Source organism: Prevotella phocaeensis (genome assembly GCF_900065875.1).
Classification (GTDB): Bacteria; Bacteroidota; Bacteroidia; order Bacteroidales; family Bacteroidaceae; genus Prevotella; species Prevotella phocaeensis.
The window spans coordinates 243,079-261,896 of record NZ_LT160624.1; the positions used below are offsets into that span (position 1 = coordinate 243,079).

Annotated in this window: 17 protein-coding genes; 6 read left to right on the plus strand and 11 right to left on the minus strand. The window is 37.4% G+C overall.

All coding sequences use genetic code 11. From position 1 onward, the window contains the following. Positions 1 to 2: 2 nt before the first annotated feature. Positions 3 to 707 carry a Crp/Fnr family transcriptional regulator gene (locus BN3912_RS06435; protein ID WP_023983132.1) on the minus strand — a complete coding sequence of 235 codons (705 nt, stop codon included), beginning with the start codon at positions 705 to 707 and terminating at the stop codon, positions 3 to 5. A 222-nt stretch (positions 708 to 929) separates the two neighbouring features. Between BN3912_RS06435 and BN3912_RS06440 the strand changes: the two genes are divergently transcribed. Genes BN3912_RS06440 through BN3912_RS06450 form a run of 3 tightly spaced genes read left to right on the plus strand, consistent with a single transcriptional unit; the run spans position 930 to position 5,619 of the window. Next, positions 930 to 2,879, plus strand: coding sequence for a glycogen debranching enzyme N-terminal domain-containing protein (locus BN3912_RS06440; RefSeq protein WP_023983131.1), 1,950 nt, complete (start codon positions 930 to 932; stop codon positions 2,877 to 2,879). Between the two features lie 17 nt (positions 2,880 to 2,896). After that, positions 2,897 to 4,165, plus strand: coding sequence for a glycosyltransferase family 4 protein (locus BN3912_RS06445; RefSeq protein ID WP_036858911.1), 1,269 nt, complete (start codon positions 2,897 to 2,899; stop codon positions 4,163 to 4,165). 41 nt (positions 4,166 to 4,206) lie between these two features. Continuing rightward, on the plus strand, positions 4,207 to 5,619 hold the full coding sequence (locus tag BN3912_RS06450) for a glycoside hydrolase family 57 protein (RefSeq protein WP_023983129.1): 1,413 nt from the start codon (positions 4,207 to 4,209) through the stop codon (positions 5,617 to 5,619). Between the two features lie 423 nt (positions 5,620 to 6,042). On the opposite strand, the gene BN3912_RS06460 is transcribed toward BN3912_RS06450, so the two are convergent. Next, the gene (locus BN3912_RS06460; RefSeq protein ID WP_023983128.1) at positions 6,043 to 6,663 is read right to left on the minus strand and encodes a hypothetical protein; all 621 of its coding nucleotides are present in this window, start codon (positions 6,661 to 6,663) and stop codon (positions 6,043 to 6,045) included. Between the two features lie 270 nt (positions 6,664 to 6,933). Here BN3912_RS06460 and BN3912_RS06470 point away from each other — a divergent pair, with 270 nt between their 5' ends. Further along, positions 6,934 to 7,530 carry an RNA polymerase sigma factor gene (locus tag BN3912_RS06470; protein WP_004370380.1) on the plus strand — a complete coding sequence of 199 codons (597 nt, stop codon included), beginning with the start codon at positions 6,934 to 6,936 and terminating at the stop codon, positions 7,528 to 7,530. A gap of 14 nt (positions 7,531 to 7,544) precedes the next feature. On the opposite strand, the gene rpe is transcribed toward BN3912_RS06470, so the two are convergent. The 3 genes from rpe to BN3912_RS06485 all read right to left on the minus strand — a co-directional run bounded on the left by rpe (position 7,545) and on the right by BN3912_RS06485 (position 10,723). Continuing rightward, positions 7,545 to 8,195: a ribulose-phosphate 3-epimerase gene (rpe, locus tag BN3912_RS06475; protein WP_023983126.1), complete on the minus strand. Its 651-nt coding sequence runs from the start codon at positions 8,193 to 8,195 to the stop codon at positions 7,545 to 7,547. Between the two features lie 630 nt (positions 8,196 to 8,825). Continuing rightward, on the minus strand, positions 8,826 to 9,203 hold the full coding sequence (locus BN3912_RS06480) for a hypothetical protein (protein ID WP_023983124.1): 378 nt from the start codon (positions 9,201 to 9,203) through the stop codon (positions 8,826 to 8,828). Positions 9,204 to 9,265: 62 nt separating this feature from the next. After that, entirely contained in the window at positions 9,266 to 10,723 is a 1,458-nt protein-coding gene (locus tag BN3912_RS06485) for an aminoacyl-histidine dipeptidase (RefSeq protein ID WP_023983123.1), read from the minus strand. 146 nt (positions 10,724 to 10,869) lie between these two features. Between BN3912_RS06485 and BN3912_RS12510 the strand changes: the two genes are divergently transcribed. Beyond that, positions 10,870 to 11,064 carry a hypothetical protein gene (locus BN3912_RS12510; protein ID WP_036858909.1) on the plus strand — a complete coding sequence of 65 codons (195 nt, stop codon included), beginning with the start codon at positions 10,870 to 10,872 and terminating at the stop codon, positions 11,062 to 11,064. Between the two features lie 18 nt (positions 11,065 to 11,082). Beyond that, entirely contained in the window at positions 11,083 to 11,697 is a 615-nt protein-coding gene (locus BN3912_RS06495) for an OmpH/Skp family outer membrane protein (RefSeq protein ID WP_023983121.1), read from the plus strand. A gap of 134 nt (positions 11,698 to 11,831) precedes the next feature. Here BN3912_RS06495 and nrdG read toward each other — a convergent pair whose 3' ends face one another. The 6 genes from nrdG to BN3912_RS06525 form a co-directional block, all read right to left on the minus strand. Beyond that, the gene (gene nrdG, locus BN3912_RS06500; RefSeq protein ID WP_036858906.1) at positions 11,832 to 12,296 is read right to left on the minus strand and encodes an anaerobic ribonucleoside-triphosphate reductase activating protein; all 465 of its coding nucleotides are present in this window, start codon (positions 12,294 to 12,296) and stop codon (positions 11,832 to 11,834) included. A 23-nt stretch (positions 12,297 to 12,319) separates the two neighbouring features. Next, a complete protein-coding gene (gene nrdD / locus BN3912_RS06505) occupies positions 12,320 to 14,452 on the minus strand; it encodes an anaerobic ribonucleoside-triphosphate reductase (protein WP_023983120.1) in 2,133 nt (710 codons plus the stop codon). Positions 14,453 to 14,775: 323 nt separating this feature from the next. Then, on the minus strand, positions 14,776 to 15,732 hold the full coding sequence (locus BN3912_RS06510) for a LuxR C-terminal-related transcriptional regulator (protein WP_023983119.1): 957 nt from the start codon (positions 15,730 to 15,732) through the stop codon (positions 14,776 to 14,778). A 160-nt stretch (positions 15,733 to 15,892) separates the two neighbouring features. Then, positions 15,893 to 16,747, minus strand: a complete 855-nt coding sequence (locus tag BN3912_RS06515) for an N-acetylmuramoyl-L-alanine amidase-like domain-containing protein (RefSeq protein WP_023983118.1) — start codon at positions 16,745 to 16,747, stop codon at positions 15,893 to 15,895. Beyond that, a complete protein-coding gene (locus tag BN3912_RS06520; RefSeq protein ID WP_036858903.1) occupies positions 16,744 to 17,829 on the minus strand; it encodes a DUF4421 domain-containing protein in 1,086 nt (361 codons plus the stop codon). The genes BN3912_RS06515 and BN3912_RS06520 overlap by 4 nt, the downstream gene beginning before the upstream one ends. Before the next feature lie 4 nt (positions 17,830 to 17,833). After that, positions 17,834 to 18,817 (minus strand): Gfo/Idh/MocA family protein, encoded by a 984-nt coding sequence (locus BN3912_RS06525; protein WP_064972278.1) that lies wholly within the window; start codon positions 18,815 to 18,817, stop codon positions 17,834 to 17,836. Between the last annotated feature and the right edge of the window lies 1 nt (position 18,818).

Here is an 18,818-nt window from a genome sequence, read left to right on the forward strand (position 1 = left end):
TGCTAACCGATTTTCGATATTTTAGAAAGAGCGTTCTCGTTAATTATCTTAATACTACGGCCTTTTGTTTCTATTAGACGTTCCTTAGAAAAAGTGGAAAGCGTGCGAATGACATTACTTGTTGTCATATTCGATAGGTCGGCAATATCTTCACGTCGTAAACGGATACTTAGGGTTGCACCGTCAGGTTCGGCTCCATAGTTATCTCTTAGATAGATCAGAGTCTCGGCTAACCGGCCTCTAATGTGCTTTTGGGTAAGGTTTATGATGCGTTCATCGGATGTTCCTAATTCTTTTGATAAACGGTTAATAATGAAAAATCCTATATGAAAGTTCTCTTTAATCAGTTGAATAACGAAACGCATAGGAATAAAAGCAACGGTAGAGGATTCGAATGCTTGGGCTGAAGTCTTGTAATATTCATTGGCAAAATAGGCTCTATAACCGAAAAAACCTATGGGTTTTATTATTCTTACGATCTGGTTTCTTCCATTTAATGCTTCTTTATACACTTTAACTTTTCCCTGAAGCAGACAAATTAAATCGGTGGGGGGTTCTAATTTCTTGTAGATAAGGTCTTTTTTCTTCAAATATTTGACAGATATATTCTCTTTCAAAGCCTGTCGTTGACTTGTTGTAAGAGGATCCCATAACCGAGCAATCGCATCTACAATCGCATCTTTCGTCAATTCCTTATCTGTAGACATATACATAATTATATTATGTGCAAAATTAATAATATTTATTTAAAAACGTTATAGAGAATTTGAAAAATGTTTTATAAAATATAAAATACGGGCTTTTATTTAAAATAAAGCCGGTTTTATTTTGTAACTTAATCAAATAAATGTATCTTTGAGATGTTGAATGCAGTTATCGAAGACTGTTTTAACATGAATTGAATATAAATTTTAAACCTTAATTGACCTATGAGTTATCTACGATTTGAAAAGGCATTGATGACTAATTTAGAAGAATCGTTGCCGAGGGAATTGCTTCGTACGAACCGGTCGGGTGCTTATTCATGCTCCACAATTGTAGATTGCAATACCAGAAAGTATCATGGACTGCTCGTTGTTCCTGTGCCAGAATTGGATGATGAGAATCATGTCTTACTTTCTTCGCTTGATGCTACAGTGGTACAACATGGAGCAGAGTTTAATCTTGGTCTTCACAAGTATCAGGGCAATAATTATAGTCCTAAAGGTCACAAATACATAAGAGAATTTGATTGTGACAAAGTTCCTACTACGCTTTATCGGGTAGGAGGGGTTGTATTAAAGAAAGAAGTTGTTTTCCAACATTATGAAGACCGTATTTTAATTCGGTACACGTTAGTTGATGCACATTCTGCAACAATACTTAGGTTTCGTCCATTCTTAGCTTTCAGGAGCGTAAGGCAGTTTACACATGAAAATTCAACGGCAAGTAGAGATTATTCTCTTGTAGACAATGGCATTCGTACTTGCATGTATGTCGGGTATCCCGATCTATATATGCAGTTCAGTAAGAGCAATGAGTTCGTTTTTCATCCCGATTGGTATCGAGGAGTGGAGTATCCGAAAGAACAAGAACGCGGATATGCTTCGAATGAAGATTTGTATGTCCCCGGCTTCTTTGAAATGAATATTAAGAAAGGAGAGAGTATTGTATTTGCTGCATCTACTTCGGAAAGTAAGACGGGAGGGTTAAAAAAGCTCTTTGACAAAGAGGTGGAGGAGCGTAGTCCACGCGATAATTTCTTGCATTGTCTTATTAATGCAGCTCATCAGTTCCATAATAGAACGAAAAGAGATGAGAGATATATTCTGGCGGGATACCCTTGGTTCAAGAGTCGTGCACGTGATACGTTCATTGCTTTACCGGGATTAACGCTTTCTATTGAGGAGCAAGACTATTTCGAACTTGTAATGAAAACGGCAGAAAAGGGCTTGCGTGAGTTTATGGAAGGTAAACCTTTGAGTGTAAAGATTTATGAAATGGAGCAGCCGGACGTACCTCTATGGGCGGTATGGGCTATACAACAGTATGCTAAGGAGGTAGGACAAGAGAAATGTATAGCGATGTATTCGAAGCTATTGTACGATATTGTTAAATTTATAGAGGAAAGAAAACACCCGAATTTATCGCTTGAAGATAATGGATTATTAAAGACCGATGGCAGAGATCGGGCCGTTACATGGATGAATTCTACCGCAAATGGCAGACCGGTTGTTCCGCGTTCAGGCTATATAGTGGAGTTCAATGCCCTTTGGTACAATGCCTTGAAGTTTATTGCAAGTATCGCTGCAGAGGACGACAAGGCAGAAATGTCAGAACACCTTGAAACCTTAGCAGAAAAATGTGGAGCGTCTTTTGTCTCGACTTTTGTTAATGAATATGGATATTTGTTCGATTATGTGGATGAAAGTGGAACAACAGATTGGAGCGTTAGGCCAAATATGATTTTTGCAGTGGCACTCGACTATTCTCCTTTAAGCCAAACACAACGGAAAGATGTTCTTGATATATGTACGAAAGAGTTGCTTTCACCAAAGGGACTCCGTTCATTATCTCCCAAAAGTAGTGGATACAACCCGATGTATGTCGGTCCGCAAACACAAAGAGACTATGCTTATCACCAAGGTACAGCATGGCCTTGGTTAGGAGGTTTTTATATGGAGGCGTGTTTGAAGATATATAAACGTACGAGTCTTAGTTTCGTGGAACGCCAAATGGTGGGGTATGAAGATGAGATGTTTAATCTCTGTTTAGGTACAATTCCCGAACTATTTGACGGAAATCCGCCCTTTAAGGGGAGAGGAGCTATCTCATTTGCCATCAATGTAGCAGAAATATTGCGAACATTGGAATTGCTTGAAAAGTTTAACTTTAAATAATCTGGGAGGACATTACAATGAAAGTATTAATGTTTGGATGGGAATATCCTCCTCATATTCTTGGTGGGCTCGGTACCGCAAGCTATGGAATAACCGAGGGATTGCATGCCCAAGGCGACATGGACATTACTTTTTGTCTGCCGAAGCCATGGGGAGATGAAGATAAAGACGCTGCACATATCGTTGCGATGAATGCCGTTCCTATAGCATGGCGTGATGTAAATTACGAGTATGTAAAGGGGAGAATTGGCAACGTAATGCAACCGGAAGAGTATTATAGCCTACGGGATCATATATATGCCGACTTCAATTATATGAATTTAAATGATCTCGGATGCATAGAATTTTCGGGAAGATATCCCGATAATTTGCATGATGAAATCAACAATTATTCTATTGTGGCGGGAGTCGTTGCTCGAACCAAGGAATATGATATTATTCATGCACACGATTGGCTAACATATCCGGCAGGGATACATGCCAAGCAAGTTAGTGGCAAACCTTTGTGTATTCATGTGCATGCTACAGATTTCGATAGAAGTAGAGGACATGTAAATCCGACCGTTTATTCCATTGAAAAGGACGGAATGGATAATGCCGATTGTATTATGTGTGTGTCAGAGCTGACTCGTCAGACCGTAATTCACCAATACCATCAGGACTCTCGTAAATGTTTTACCGTACATAATGCAGTTTATCCACTTCGTCGAGAGTTGGAAGATATTGAACGTCCTTGCCATGTAGGGAAAGAGAAAATCGTTACATTCCTCGGTAGATTGACTATGCAGAAAGGGCCTGAGTATTTTGTCGAGGCTGCCAATATGGTACTTCATCGTACTCGTAACGTGCGTTTTTGTATGGCCGGTAATGGCGATATGATGGATCAGATGATATATCTTGCTGCAGAAAGAGGTATTGCAGACCGTTTTCATTTCCCCGGTTTTATGCGTGGAAAGCAAGTATATGAATGTTTGAAAGACTCAGATGTATATGTGATGCCTTCTGTGAGCGAGCCTTTCGGCATTTCTCCTTTGGAAGCAATGCAATGCGGTACGCCGACTATTATTTCTAAACAGAGCGGCTGTGCAGAAATTCTTACCAATTGTATCAAGGTAGACTATTGGGATATACACGCTTTAGCGGATGCTATTTACAGTATATGCCACAACGAAAGCTTGTTCGAGTACTTGCAATCAGAAGGAAAAAAAGAAGTTGACCAAATAACTTGGGAGAAAGTAGGGCGTTGGATACGCGAACTCTACGAACGCACCTTAGGGTTGCGCTAACTATTTAATAAATCTGTAAAACATAATTAATACGATATAAAATGAAAACAATTTGTTTATATTTCGAAATACATCAGATTATTCATCTGAAACGTTATCGTTTTTTTGATATAGGCACAGATCATTATTATTATGATGATTATGAGAACGAACGGACTATTGCCAATATAGCGGAATATTCATATGTACCCGCTTTAAATGCTCTGTCGGAAATGATCAAAAAGAACGATGGTTATTTTAAAGTAGCTTTTTCTCTTTCCGGCGTAGGGCTTGAGCAACTCGAACTACATGCTCCGCAAGTAATTGAAAAATTGCAGAAACTCAATGAAACCGGTTGCGTGGAATTTCTTGCAGAACCATACTCTCATGGCCTTGCTTCTCTGATAAACGAAGAGAGTTTCGCGGCGGAAGTGAAGCGTCAATGCAACAAGATAAAAGAGCTATTCGGTCAGACACCTACAATTCTGCGAAATTCTTCATTGATATATAGCGATGATATAGGTTTGCAAGTGTCGCAGTTAGGGTTCAACGGAATGCTGACCGAAGGGGCCAAACACGTATTGGGATGGAAATCGCCCCATTATGTTTATAATTGTGCATTGGCGCCTAATCTGAAGTTACTGTTACGTGATGTGACTTTAAGTGATGACATATCGCTTCGTTTCAATAATAGTGAATGGGAGGGATATCCTCTGTTTGCAGACCATTATATCGATAGAATTTCCCGCTTTCCCGATGAAGAAAAGATAATTAATATCTTTATGGAATTGTCTGCTTTGGGTATTGCGCAACCATTGTCAAGTAATATCCTCGAATTTATGAAAGCGTTGCCAGTTTGTGCAAAAGCCAAAGAAATAACATTCTCTACGCCATCAGAGATATGCGCCTCGACAAAAAGTGTCGGAAATTTAGACGTTCCAGATACATTAAGTTGGGTAGATGAGGAGCGTGATGTAAGCAGTTGGCTCGGAAATCCGATGCAACGAGAGGCTTTCAACAAGCTTTATAGCGTTGCCGATAGGGTAAGAATTGCAAGTGATCCGCGCATCAATCAGGATTGGGACTATCTTCAGGCTTCTAATAATTTCCGTTTCATGACGACTAAACCTTCGGTTATGGCTATAGATAGGGGGATATATAGCAGTCCTTTCGATGCCTTTACGAATTATATGAATATTCTCGGCGACTTTATCAACCGTGTGAATAGCTTGTACCCCGAAGATATCGATAACGATGAGCTAAATTCTCTTCTGACAACCATACGTAATCAAGATGAAGAAATCTCTATGAAAGATAAGGAAATTGTACGCTTACAGACAAAAATAGAGAAGATCGAAGTGGCAAACGATAAACTTAGAATTAAGATAGAAAAGTCTGGAAGCCAAACAAAAAAGACCGTAACGACAAAAAAGACAGAGGTTAAAAAGGCTGAAACAGAAGCAAAGAAAGAATAAAGCGACGCCATCTTCGTTGTTTGTTACTATATATGTTTATTAACAGCAGGGCTATTTTCTAACAGAAGATAGCCCTGCTGTTTTTATTAGAGTTACAAAGAAATGATCCTTGATAGATGTATGTTAAAATATAAATATTTAATGTTAAATATTTGCAGTTGTCAATGTTATAACATATATTTGTCAAACTTATTATGATTTCGAGGTTTTCGAAATCGCTTTCGAGGTTGGTTGCATCCTGCGCCAACCTCTTTTGTTCCTGCCGAATAATATGTATGAAAATGCAATATGCTCTTTTCGCAAAATTTAAACCGTATTTTCATAATATATGTATCATATTTCTATGGGTAACAAATCATATATTCAAGCAACATAGATATGGTATCTATTTTATTTATACGGTAATAGGAGGCAATATTAATTTTATAAATTCAAATCGTTGATAATATATTTTCCTTTTGAAAGATCATAACATAGCTGTATTGTTTTCTTATCTTTCCAGCCTTCACACTTTTTCTCTATACTTTTCTTTGTGTTCTCATCCGAAGTTTCTACGATTTGCAAGAAGTAACAAAGAATATGGTTAGACATCTTTTCTGGTTCTTTCTCCAATTTAAATAAATCCTTACGGTATGCCCTTTCATTTGGGTTATTTGCCTTAAATTCTATCAATGCAATGCGTTTGAATTCCTTATTGTGAATAACTAAATCGTGGGAAGCAGACCTTCCATCGTCTCTTAGTTTAGGATCCTTTCCTTTCTCGAATCGATATTTTTTTAATTTTGTTGGAGTTTCAACAGAATAGAAAGCGTCCCATCCTTCCTTTTGGCAATATAAATTAAATTGCTCGACAAAAATAAAACGTAATTCTTGTTCACTCACACGAGTACGTTTCTTGTCATCATTATATGAAGGAAAGATAATTCTGCTTCCTGCGTTTTCTTTATGTTTATTTCCATTCCTTTCCTGTTGCTTGGTATATACTTGTTTAATTACTTCGTATGTATTCTTAATGATTACCTCAATATGCCTTTTATCTTCCATGATATATAAATAATAATAAATTTATATTCAGGTAACCCATTTCCTTTGCCTTTATTGTGCATCGCTGCTGTTTAAAATATTTTATATATGAAGTTTTAGTAAACATATAACCCGTAAATGTTAATACTAATTTATTTATGCAATAAAAAATTTGGCAAACTAAAATAAACTTTTTATCTTTGCAAAGAATAAACATATTTTTTGTAAAACATCTAAAACATAAAAAGCCTATCGGGAACACATTTACTTAAAGAAATAAGATTTAAGAAAATGAAGAATTTTAAGGAGATGAGCGACGAAGAGTTGGCTATATCTTATATTCATGGGAGCAATAGAGCTTTCGATTTGCTGTTGTCGAGAAATCAAACTAAATTGTTTTCTTATATTTATTTTGTTGTAAGGGATCATGATACGGCAGACGATGTTTTTCAAGAAACCTTTGTAAAGGTGATAACCAAGTTGCAGGAAGGGAAATATGTGCCCACCGGCAAGTTCTCGGCATGGGTTATGCGCATCGCTCATAATGTAATTATGGATTGGTATCGTGACCAAAGGTCGGAGCGAGTCATCGAACCAACAGAAAATAACGATCTCTCTAATATCGGCGGCAGCGATGTGCTCGATGGCAATATAGAAAGCCAGTTCGTTAATGAGCAGGTACTTTGCGATGTAAAGAAAATGATGAATTTGCTTCCTGCATCCCAAAGAGAGGTGGTGTTTATGCGCTATTATCAGCAGATGTCGTTTAAGGAAATTGCTGAAACGACAAATGTAAGCATCAATACTGCTTTAGGACGTATGCGTTATGCCATTCTGAATTTAAGAAGAATGGCGCGTGAGAGTGAAGTAGCTTTACAACTTGCCTGAAATTCTACGTCGGTTTATAGATTTTTCAGTTCGTGAATAGTTTGTATAGGATTTGCCGATCTGAAGATATAACTGCCGCTTACTAAGACGTCGGCACCGGCATTAATGAGTTTTGGTGCGGTTTCATTCTGTACTCCGCCATCTACTTCGATTAAGGCTTTGCTGCCCGACAGTTCAATCATGTGGTGAAGACGCGCGACTTTCTGCAATACGTTTTCGATGAATTTCTGCCCGCCGAACCCGGGATTAACGCTCATTAGCAGCACCATGTCTACATCCTGAATAATATCTTCGAGTAAACAAATCGGCGTAGAGGGATTTAATGCTACACCTGCTTTCATACCTTTGGCATGTATTTCCTGTACCGTACGGTGCAGATGCGTACATGCTTCGTAGTGTACGCACATCATCATTGCACCGCATTTCGCGGTTTGTTCAATATATCTTTCCGGTTGTACTATCATCAGATGCACATCGAGAGGCTTCTTGCATATTTTGGAAACAGCGTTGATTACAGGAAAACCGAATGATATGTTTGGCACAAATACGCCATCCATCACATCCATGTGCAGCCAATCAGCCTCGCTACGGTTAATCATCTCTATATCGGCTTTAAGGTTTGTAAAGTCGGCAGATAATAAAGAAGGAGAGATTAATGTCTTCATTTGTCAGTGGCATGATTAGTTCAGGCAGTAGATTTCTGTTTTACCGCTCAGTTTTATGGCCCGATACGTGTATGCAAATTGCCGGATGAACTTAAGTGTCTTTTCTGACGGTGTTATTTCTTCGTGTGTAAAATACTTCATAGGCAACGAGTTTCTTATGTCTTCTATTTGTTTATAAAACGAGTTGGCGGAGATTTTATTACATATAATATATAAATTATTTTATTTTCTTATTTGTTTATAATTCTATGTGTAGCCCGACTTGATTATTCAATAACACTTGATTTTAACGGTAACTGTGATACTTTCTCCTTATAAAGGAGGCTCTGATAAGTGGGGGAAAAGAGTGAGAAATATTCAAGTATCTGTGCAAAAATAGTGGGATAAGTGAGTCAACCTCCGTGGTTCATGATGTCAACTTCCGTGGTTCATGATGTCAACTTCCGTGGTTCACGATGTCAACCTCCGTGGTTCACGATGTCAACCTCCGTGGTTCACAATGTCAACCTCCGTGGTTCATGATGTCAACCTCCGTGGTTCACGATGTCAACCTCCGTGGTTCACAATGTCAACCTCCGTGGTTCATGATGTCAACCTCCGTGGTTCATGATGTAATCTAAAACCAAACAATTAGATTGCATCTTGTTTAAAAGCAACTATCTCTTCAAGTTTGGGATCCATATAGAAAGTAAGCTTTTGCATTGATCCGTCGTTCTTCCTATATTTCACACTCATAAAAAGTAATTTTCCCGAAACCTTTTCGGTTCCATATTGGGCTTCTTTTCTGACAAGCCTGTTGGTACGAGCATTCGACCGCATTGCATTTACGATGCTGTCATTTATGTAGAATGTGGAATCAATATCCGAAAATGTTTTTTCGCGTATATCGTTATCAACAAGATTATCATCAAGAAAATTGGAGATTAGTTTCTCCGCATCATGTTTCTGACCACAACTTATTAACAACAATGATAAGAAAACGGAGGAGAAGAATTTGCTTTTTTTCATGTTATGATTTTATTACAACAGAGACAGGCACAAACGTTGTCTCTGTTGTATGTTTAAGTATATTATTTTTCAGGAATGTTTTTCAAAACTTCCAATAAATGATCCCATACCATCTGTACGGTGGGTATATGGAGACATTCATCAGGAGTATGCACATAACGAAGGGTTGGACCGAATGAAACCATATCGAGATCGGGGTATCGTTCGGAGAATAAACCGCATTCTAATCCTGCGTGAATGCCCAGTACTTTCGGTTCTTTGTGGAAAAGTTTCTTATAAGCATTTACAGTAATTTTAACCAATTCGCTATTCGGATTCATTTTCCAAGCCGGATAGCCGTCTGTTGCAATAACTTCTGCTCCTCCCAGTTCATAGGCCGCTCTTACGGAATTACACATGTTGTCGAGATTGCTCATCACATTGGAACGTTGGGAAGACAGCACCTCAATCTCATTCTCTCTTGTAATAACCGCTGCCACATTACTTGATGTTTCAACCATAGAAGCAAGTGCTTCGTCTTGGCACATCGCGAAAATACCATTGTCTACAGCCTGTAGGGCCATGATAAATTTGCGACCGGTATCCTTTGGTAAAACCTCTGAAGGTTCGGTACTCTCCAATGTAAATACCATAGAAGTGTCTGTTACATGGAATTCGTCTTCAACAGAAGCCTGAAATACGTTCCAATCTGCTTTTACCTGCTCTTTTACTTCATCAGGTACTGCGAAGATAACACGACCGTCGCGTGGTATTGCATTATGTAACTTGCCTGAATTAAAACTTGCCAAGCGCAAATCGCACTTAGATTGTTCATTATAGAGAAAGCGTGTTAACACCTTTATGGCATTGGCGCGTTTTTTGTTGATATCGTCTCCGGAGTGCCCACCGATAAGTCCTTTCAAAGATGCCTGCATGAAGAAATATCCTTTGGGAGCTTGTTCACGTTGGAATTTGAACGTAGCAATTGTGCTCCTTCCACCTGCACACGATACAAAAATCTGTCCCTCGTCTTCAGAATCAAGATTGATTAAATAATCTCCATTCATAAAATCGTCTTCCATTCCTAAAGCACCGGTAAGCTGTGTTTCCTCATCTCGAGTAAATACACATTCCAAAGGACCATGTTCGATATCATCAGAATCGAGAATGGCAAGTTCTATGGCGTCTCCTATACCATCATCTGCTCCGAGCGTAGTACCTTTAGCATGTAGCCATTCTCCATCGATATAAGTCTGAATAGCATCTTTATAGAAATCAAATTCTATATCAACAAGTTTGTCACATACCATATCCATGTGGCTTTGTAGGATTACAGTCTTACGGTTTTCATATCCTTTTGTTGCGGGCTTTCGTATCAAAACGTTTCCGGTTTTGTCTACTTTTGTTTCCAATCCGTGGCTTTTACCGAACTCTCGTAAGTATTCTATCATCTTTTCCTCGTGCTTGGATGGGCGTGGAATTTGATTAATTCTTGCAAATTGTTCGAACACACGGGTAGGTTTGAGGTTTTTCTTTTCCATTGAGTTATTCATTTAATTATAATACCATTGTTTTTTATTCTTAAATTACCTGCAATATCAGGCTTTTTATTTTGTGTTTCACTTAAATTACACTATCTTTGCGACACAATTATAGTGTATTATAAGCTCTGCAAATATAATAAAATATGGTAGAAATGTTACTCTTAAGCGTGTTAATAATTGCTATAGCTATTGCATTATTATCCGTGAAGTTGATCTTTAAGAAAAATGGAAAATTTGTCTCTCCACATATCCATGATAATGCTGGATTGCGAGAAAAAGGCATACACTGCGTTATAGATCAAGATTTAGAGGCAAGAAAATCGAACTGTGCATATTAATAATAAAAAGATAAGAAAATGAAAAAAGACATTTTAACAATGACGGTTGCTTCGCTTGCAGCCTTTGCTATTACTTCGTGCAATCAGTCGCAACCTCAGATGGATACAAAAACCGGCTCTGGGAAGGGAGATGTTCCATCGACAATAAAAATTGCTTATGTGGAGGTAGATAGTATCATGTCACAGTATAAGTTCTGTAAAGATTATTCTTTGATATTGCAGAAAAAAGGACAAAATATACAAAATACTCTTGCCGGAAAGCAGCAACAATTACAAAATGCGGCGGCAAATTTCCAACAGAAAGTACAACAGAATGCCTATACTCGTGAACAGGCAGAAGCCATACAAGCAGGATTGCAGCGTCAGAATAATGATTTACAAGCACTAAATCAGCGCTTAAGTACAGAATTTCAGGCAGAAACAGATAAATATAACAAGGCACTTCGCGACAGTATTCAGCATTTCTTGGCTTCGTATAATAAAGACAAAAAATACACATTGATATTGAGCAAGGCTGGAGATAATCTCCTCTATGCAGATAAGGCACTTGATATTACGAATGATGTAATAGCCGGATTAAATAAAGCATATAAACCTGCAGCTGAGACAAAAGCAGCAACTGCAAAGAAATAATATCATAGTTGTTTTTTATAAGTTTAAGCGGATAAGTTTTTTCCTTATCCGCTTATTTTTATAACCATTTACTCCTTGACGATATTGTGTTATAAAACGCTATAATAAAAGTTATATAGCTGATAGCAATTCCATTATTTCCAAAACGTTTCGGTTATATCAATAAAATCTTCTCCAACAATATGTTTATAAAGTCTTTGATTTGTTGTTCTTTCTTTCAAACATCCTAAATGTTCGATATACGGGCCAAGTTTAATATAATCGAAATCGCTTTTCCTAATAGTTGAAGGTATTAATTGCCGGCCACTATACCATGCCACCTTATATCCTTTGTGCATTTTGTGTATATAACGGGCAAGCATATTGATAGAAGACGGTTCTGCGTCTCCTCCCATCAGGCATATACAAGTAATGCTATTTCCAAAACGTTCTATCATAGAGCTAATAGCTATTGGCGTTAGTGGTTCTCCAATATTTTGCCACAGGTATTGGCTATGACAGCCCGGACAACGACACGGACAATTTGAAATATTGATTGCCAATGTCACTTCATCCGGGATTTCTTGGAATACAATTCCTGTATTTACAAACTTCAACACCTTTTATATTGCCAAATGGCTGATTATTTTACTATTTCATAGTCTTTTACCGAAACTGTATATTTCTGCTTGTCTGCATAGTAACGTCTGTGAGCTTCCTCCTGACGCGGTAACGAGAAATTACTTACCCGTTTCAAGTAACCGATGATGCGTGTCATATAATCCACATTCTTACTATGACATTTAGGACACTCCTGCAGATAACGTTTATCAATATGTCCACAATCATTACAGAGTGTGTTGGGAATGTTGAACGTAAAATAGTTACAGCCTTCTTTAGCGGCCACTTTAAGGAGTTTGCGATACTGCGCTTTGGAAAGATGTTCCTCAAGATTCATGTGTAGAGCCGAACCTCCTGTAAGATGTTGTATATATGGAGCTCCGTGTAACTTGAACTTATCGAGAATTGTCTGCGAAGAATCTTCCACGATATAGAAATAACTATTATAACAATTACGTGGTACAAAATAACCGTCTTCGCGATCCCATTTGGCATGTTTTACGCCAACATTTTCGGCAGGAATCATTTCGCAATTAAAAAGAACATCGTTTGAACGATATTGCTTATTATACTTTTCAATTAGTCCAAGAACCTCTTGTACGAATTTCAGATAATTGGGATTATCGGTAATTTGTAACCCCATGAACTCTGCCGCTTCTACAAGACCATTGATACCGATTGTTAAATATTGCCTTGAAATATTGATGTAACCGGCATCAAAGAGTGGCAACATACCATGTTTCTGTAGTTCTTTCAAATTCTCATTATATGCCAATTGCACTTTGTGGCACAAATCAATCACTTCTGATAGATATTCTTTATAATCTATCTTGTTGTTTACCGCATGTTGGATGCAGCGGTTAAGATTGATAGTCAGCACGCTCTTGCTTCCTGTCGATACTCCTCCTGCACCGAGAGTGTAGCTAAAACCGTTGTCTTGTATCTCGTTACGCAACCGACAGCATGAACTTAACGAATCTGCATTGTCACTCATATAAGTAAAGAAAGAATGCCCTTCCGAATACATTTCTGCAGCAAAGTCTCCCCATTCTTTATCCATACAGTCCCCATCTTTTGTTAATAATGCCATTGTTTCTACGGGGAAAGTCAACACCGTTTTAGTACGTTCTTTGTTGAACCACTTCATAAAACGTTTCTGAAGCCATGACACCCCTTCCCAGTCGGGTTGGCTTCCATCGGGGAAATAGAAATTACCGAAGAGACTCTCGAAATAGAACTTGTCATAATAGGAGATATTCCAGAATACGGCCTGATAGTTTCTTGCACCAGTTGGTTGATTTAAGGTATATACAATCTGCTCGAAACAGTCGGTTATCATCTTATCAATAGTTCTTCGTTTGATAGACAAATCAACAACCTTATCCGGCTCTTTGAAATAGTCCTTTCCATATTCCAACCCGATAAAATAATTCAAGTACATTAGAAATTCCGGAGTGGCACAGGCTCCACTTAGCATACTTGATACCATGAAGACCATATTTACAAATCCTCCGCAGAAACTCTTCAAGTTTGTCGGTGCAGTAGAATTTCCACCAATAGAAGCCGTTCCTCCTATTAACCAAGGATACATCGTGATGGATGCACAATAATTTGCAAGGCTCGTCTCATCATTCTTATATATATAATGATGTGTAAGCTTATTAATATATTCGTCGGCAAGCTCTTTTCCATACATTTTTTTTATTCTGTCGGTAAGCAGTCTGCGGTTCAGACGAATAAAACTTGCTTTGGGAAGTTCGCCGATAAGGGTTGCAATATTCTTATGTTCAACATTGGCATTAGCATCGTATTTAGAACCTGTTGCCGCATTAGATGCATCACAGTACTCCGAAAGAAATTTCAGCTTCTCCAATGTCTCTCTGTCTTCCGTGTGTGCTTGGCGATAAAGCATAAACGATTTGGCTACATTGTAATAGCCTTCTCGCATCAGAGCTTCTTCTACTTGGTTTTGTATATCTTCTACTTTAATATCGTCATGTATGGCAAGATGACTTAAAAGTTTAGAAATACTTCCTAAATTGATTGGTTCGTTCACAGAATTGAATGCCTTAATAATGGCATTCATAATTTTGTCAAGCGAAAAACGGTCTTTACTTCCGTCTCTTTTGGTAATAACGAAATCTCTAATTTCCATTGTCTTTATACTTTTTGGAAAACTTTTCTATTTATATTTAATAAAAAGTTTTCCGTTTTGGGTAATTTTTATTTATAATATAATTTTAAAATTGTCATTTTTAGTAATTATTTTATGTGTACAAAGATAATAAAAAGAAAATAATATAAATTCAAAATACATTATTAATTCTTGCTTTTATATTTTTTTAGTGACTAAAAAATGACATAATAATTAAAGTATAATTTGTAATTATAATATAGATGTATTGATAACCATTAGGTTAATAAAATAAAAAAGCACCGATTATTAAAATAACCGGTGCTAAGAAGAATTGTACTTTTTTATAATTTCACAGAAGAAATATCAATAAGATTATTCACAATAGCATATATTGTAAGACCTGCAGGTGAATGTATCTGTAATTTCCTTGCTATGTTCCTTCGATGAGTAATGACTGTATTTGTGGAAATACAAAGGTGATTTGCGATTTCTTTATTTGTCATTCCTTGTACCAAACTTACAATCACATCTTTCTCTCGGTCGCTCAATGTTTCCTGATTTTCCGGATTTTGATTAAGCATATTAGATATCTTAAACGAGACATCATTCTGTTTTGATCGTTTCTCAAGACTTCTAATAACAGGTATAAATATCTCTTCTTCAACAGAAGCATGTTGCGAAAGCCACTCTTCACAATTATAAATATCATAGAGGGTTGCCGAAAGTTGGTTATTCCGCAAACCATCCGATGGCAGATATTTTATAATAATGTTTTTAAGTTCGCGCAGCTTCTGGTCGGTTTGTCCGTGATGCTTGGAGTAAGTTTCTATATCATAATTAGTGGTTACCTTATTATTTATTAGGTCTTCCACGTAAGGAAAAACAGTTTTTTCCTCATATTGCATGTGGTTTCTTATAGAGCGTGCGTATTCATCATATAACTTCAAGATGAGTCTTGCCAAATTATCATTTTCGTCAAGGGCACCAACAAGCCCTTTACGGATGTAGGGCAATTCGAAACCTAAATAATAATCGTGACTCGCTTTCAGGTACTGCATTAATGTCGGTATCGAAAGGCGTTCCGCATCATCATATTCTCTATATCCATTAATTGTAAAGTTTATGATAGCAAGGAAAGTATATGTATCTACATGTTGGTCTTCACATACCTCCTGTACAGTTTTATCTCCAAATCCGAGGTTGATACCAAACGAGCCGAGACTTTGGAGAATACTGTAGTTATCTCCGATGATAGAAATCATCTTATCATCCGGTTCATACATTTTTTGATTTTTCATCTGATACCTAATTGTTGTTAGCTACTTCGCTGCAAAGTAACAAAAAAAACTCGGAATATGCAATAGATAGAAATAGGTATTTACCTATTTACTGCATCTCTTAATAGTATATAAGAGCGGTTCGTATACCTAAAAGTGGTGAAAATAGGGTAGGGCATTCTTAAGGTAATACTCTGATAACTCTGATACCAATTTGAGAAGGATGCTTTTGCATATAAGTCTTGAGAGCCGTTATTTCTTCTACAACCTTTTTTCTGATGGAAGACGCGTGTAACAGATGCAAGCCATCTTTATGCCATACGGCAATGCCGATATGTGTTGTATCTAAGCCTTTCTTACTTGTTACAAGGGCAAGTATGTCTCCGTCATGAATCGTATTACGAAAAAGTCGCGTGTTAACAATCGCTGTTTTGGGGATATATCGGTATTTCTTCCCATTATAATTTTCTTCAAGTTTAGCGATACCGTCTATCCACTCTTTATGTTTTACCAGCATTGGATATTTATCGGGGTGAGTTGTCATATAGTTAATGGAAATAGTCTGTGACTTTGTAAACGGAGGATCGGGTGTCTGGATTTCCTTTACAAAACCACTTTTGCAATTGTCTTCTATCCATATTGTAAAATAGTGCTGACGTTTAAGGTAAGATATATGCCCATCTATGTATCTTACATGTTGCAGATAATTGTAGAAGTCTATAAATGTATTTTTCTTATTTTGATAGCATAATGCCAATGCCAATACATATTCGATGTATGTGGTACAATCTACTTCCCTTAAATTAACTATCAATTTCTCCTTTTCATTACGCTCCAAAGTTTGTGCTACATAAGGTGTACCTTTAAATTCTCTTGCAAAGAACAGAAACAAATTTTCTTTCTGTTTGCTTGAAACAGCCTTATGTAGCATGTTCATGACAATCATACTGTCTTTTTTTGTATATTGTATCTGTGCAGAAGCATTGTGACTGGTGCATATCAGAGATAGAAAAAGTGAGAAGACAATTGTTTTCATTTATATTGTTTTTTCTTATTGAAATTAAAACCTATATAAATATTGATATTTCCAAAAATAGAATTTGTGGAAAACTGATCTTTATTATAATTATAGGTGTGCACTATAGCACTTGCACCGGCATACCATTTCATATTATTCCATACAATACCGAACCGTCCGATACCATCGATATTCATATTCTTAATAGAAAAGTCGCGCATACTTTGCTTTTCATGTTGCAAATCGCTAACTGTTTTTTTATACGCAATACCTAAAGATAAAGAAGATGCGAATAGCCAGTGATGAGCAAATACCCAGTTGTATGCATAGCCCCCCGATACAGCTATATCTGTATATTTAACATTTCCGAAACGGAGACTGCTATCTATAGGCATCTTCTCATACGTGTTCCCCAATCTTTCTTTAAGCACATTATCCAACTGTTGCCAATCAATATCAATGGTATGTTTGGTATAACCAATTCCTACTAAAGGGGAACCACAACTGATTTTCTGTATTGTACTCTGGCTGAAAGCTGCCGGATAGGAAAATCGATGATGGTTAAAGATGTAATACAAATTAAAACCTTTTACACTTGAACTGAAACCATTGTAAGGAACATTTCTTATCCGGTCGGTATTGATGCCCTTACCTAAGTACATACTTTTAATTCTATAGTCTTTTCCTATACGATAGAAGATGTCTATTCCTATCTGCGAACTGTAGATACTGAAGTCGTATTCTTTTTTATTGTTACCCCTCAAGTGATTAATATCTAAGGTGTAACCTAAAAATATCCATCGCCATCCTAAATATGGTCCGAGTTTTACAGACGGTTCCGGAGAAAAACGGATGGATTGTCCTTTCTTATTATTTATTCTATATTGTTCATAAGTGTTCGTATTTTGTAGCATTACGGTAAAATTATAGTGCTGGGGCTCAATGTAGTTTGTATCTATACTCGTAAAATTTCTAAGGGCTGTAGATATATTGCCGACCATCTTTTTTAAAAAAGGTTTATGTGATGATATACTATCTGCCGCGGTAGCAAACATCACCATGCTATGGATAAGAAAGAAGAACAAATATATCTTTTTCATTTTGTCATAGCTTTCCGAGAATACGATCCATAACCCAGTTCACTGGAGTGGCACTAACGCTTGTACAGTTGCAAACTCCAAAGCCTTGAAGATCTTCTATTACGGATTTTATTATGGGCAATTGAACATAAGACGGATTAGGTACGGTTATGCTTGTTGCACCTTCACTTGTAACAACTTTTATGGGATCGTAATTGTAAACAGAGAAAGAGAGCATCCCCTTATCGCCAATAACTTCGATACAATCTTCTTTTGAGCTTTGATGTCCCACAAAACACCATGAGCCGCTTCCCACAAGACCGCTCTCAAAAAGAAAGCACGAACTGATCGTATCTTCTGCACCGTAAAGTTGTGCCCTATTGGCACAGTAGCCATGAGCACGCGTTATAACGCCGAAAAACTCTTGTAACAAGTCTAATTGGTGAGGGGCTAAATCATAGAAATAACCTCCACCGGCAATATCTGGCTGCAGTCTCCATGGTAGATTTTGGCTTCCTTTGAAATCTAAATCTCTCGGAGGTACGGAAAACCTCACCTGAACGTTAAGGATTTTACCAATAATACCATTATCTATGATACTTTTAACCCGCTTGAAATAGGGTAGATACCTGCGATAATAGGCTACAAAGCATGGCATTCCCGTCTGTTCGCTGACACGATTGATACGTGCACAGTCCTCATAACTTGCTGCTAATGGTTTTTCTACATAAACAGGTTTGCCTGCTTTCATAGCCATTATGGCGAATGTGGCATGACTTGAAGGAGGTGTAGCAATGTAAATGGCATTTACATCCGGATCGTCTATCAATGCTTGGGCGTCAGTATACCATTTATGAATATGGTGTCGTTCGGCATACGAGCGTGCCTTTTCTTCACTTCTACTCATAACAGCTTCTACATGAGAACCGTCTATTTCATTGAAAGCCGGTCCGGATTTCTTTTCCGTTACTTCACCGCATCCAATGAATCCCCAACTTATCAGTTTCATA

Coding starts and splice junctions, on each gene's coding strand:
- BN3912_RS06445 (WP_036858911.1), top strand. CDS start 2,897: ATGAAAGTATTAATGTTTGGATGGGAATATCCTCCTCATATTCTTGGT.
- BN3912_RS06470 (WP_004370380.1), top strand. CDS start 6,934: ATGAAGAATTTTAAGGAGATGAGCGACGAAGAGTTGGCTATATCTTAT.
- BN3912_RS12510 (WP_036858909.1), top strand. CDS start 10,870: ATGGTAGAAATGTTACTCTTAAGCGTGTTAATAATTGCTATAGCTATT.
- BN3912_RS06450 (WP_023983129.1), top strand. CDS start 4,207: ATGAAAACAATTTGTTTATATTTCGAAATACATCAGATTATTCATCTG.
- BN3912_RS06435 (WP_023983132.1), bottom strand. CDS start 707: ATGTCTACAGATAAGGAATTGACGAAAGATGCGATTGTAGATGCGATT.
- BN3912_RS06510 (WP_023983119.1), bottom strand. CDS start 15,732: ATGAAAAATCAAAAAATGTATGAACCGGATGATAAGATGATTTCTATC.
- rpe (WP_023983126.1), bottom strand. CDS start 8,195: ATGAAGACATTAATCTCTCCTTCTTTATTATCTGCCGACTTTACAAAC.
- BN3912_RS06485 (WP_023983123.1), bottom strand. CDS start 10,723: ATGGAAAAGAAAAACCTCAAACCTACCCGTGTGTTCGAACAATTTGCA.
- BN3912_RS06525 (WP_064972278.1), bottom strand. CDS start 18,817: ATGAAACTGATAAGTTGGGGATTCATTGGATGCGGTGAAGTAACGGAA.
- BN3912_RS06440 (WP_023983131.1), top strand. CDS start 930: ATGAGTTATCTACGATTTGAAAAGGCATTGATGACTAATTTAGAAGAA.
- BN3912_RS06515 (WP_023983118.1), bottom strand. CDS start 16,747: ATGAAAACAATTGTCTTCTCACTTTTTCTATCTCTGATATGCACCAGT.
- nrdD (WP_023983120.1), bottom strand. CDS start 14,452: ATGGAAATTAGAGATTTCGTTATTACCAAAAGAGACGGAAGTAAAGAC.
- BN3912_RS06495 (WP_023983121.1), top strand. CDS start 11,083: ATGAAAAAAGACATTTTAACAATGACGGTTGCTTCGCTTGCAGCCTTT.
- BN3912_RS06480 (WP_023983124.1), bottom strand. CDS start 9,203: ATGAAAAAAAGCAAATTCTTCTCCTCCGTTTTCTTATCATTGTTGTTA.
- BN3912_RS06520 (WP_036858903.1), bottom strand. CDS start 17,829: ATGAAAAAGATATATTTGTTCTTCTTTCTTATCCATAGCATGGTGATG.
- BN3912_RS06460 (WP_023983128.1), bottom strand. CDS start 6,663: ATGGAAGATAAAAGGCATATTGAGGTAATCATTAAGAATACATACGAA.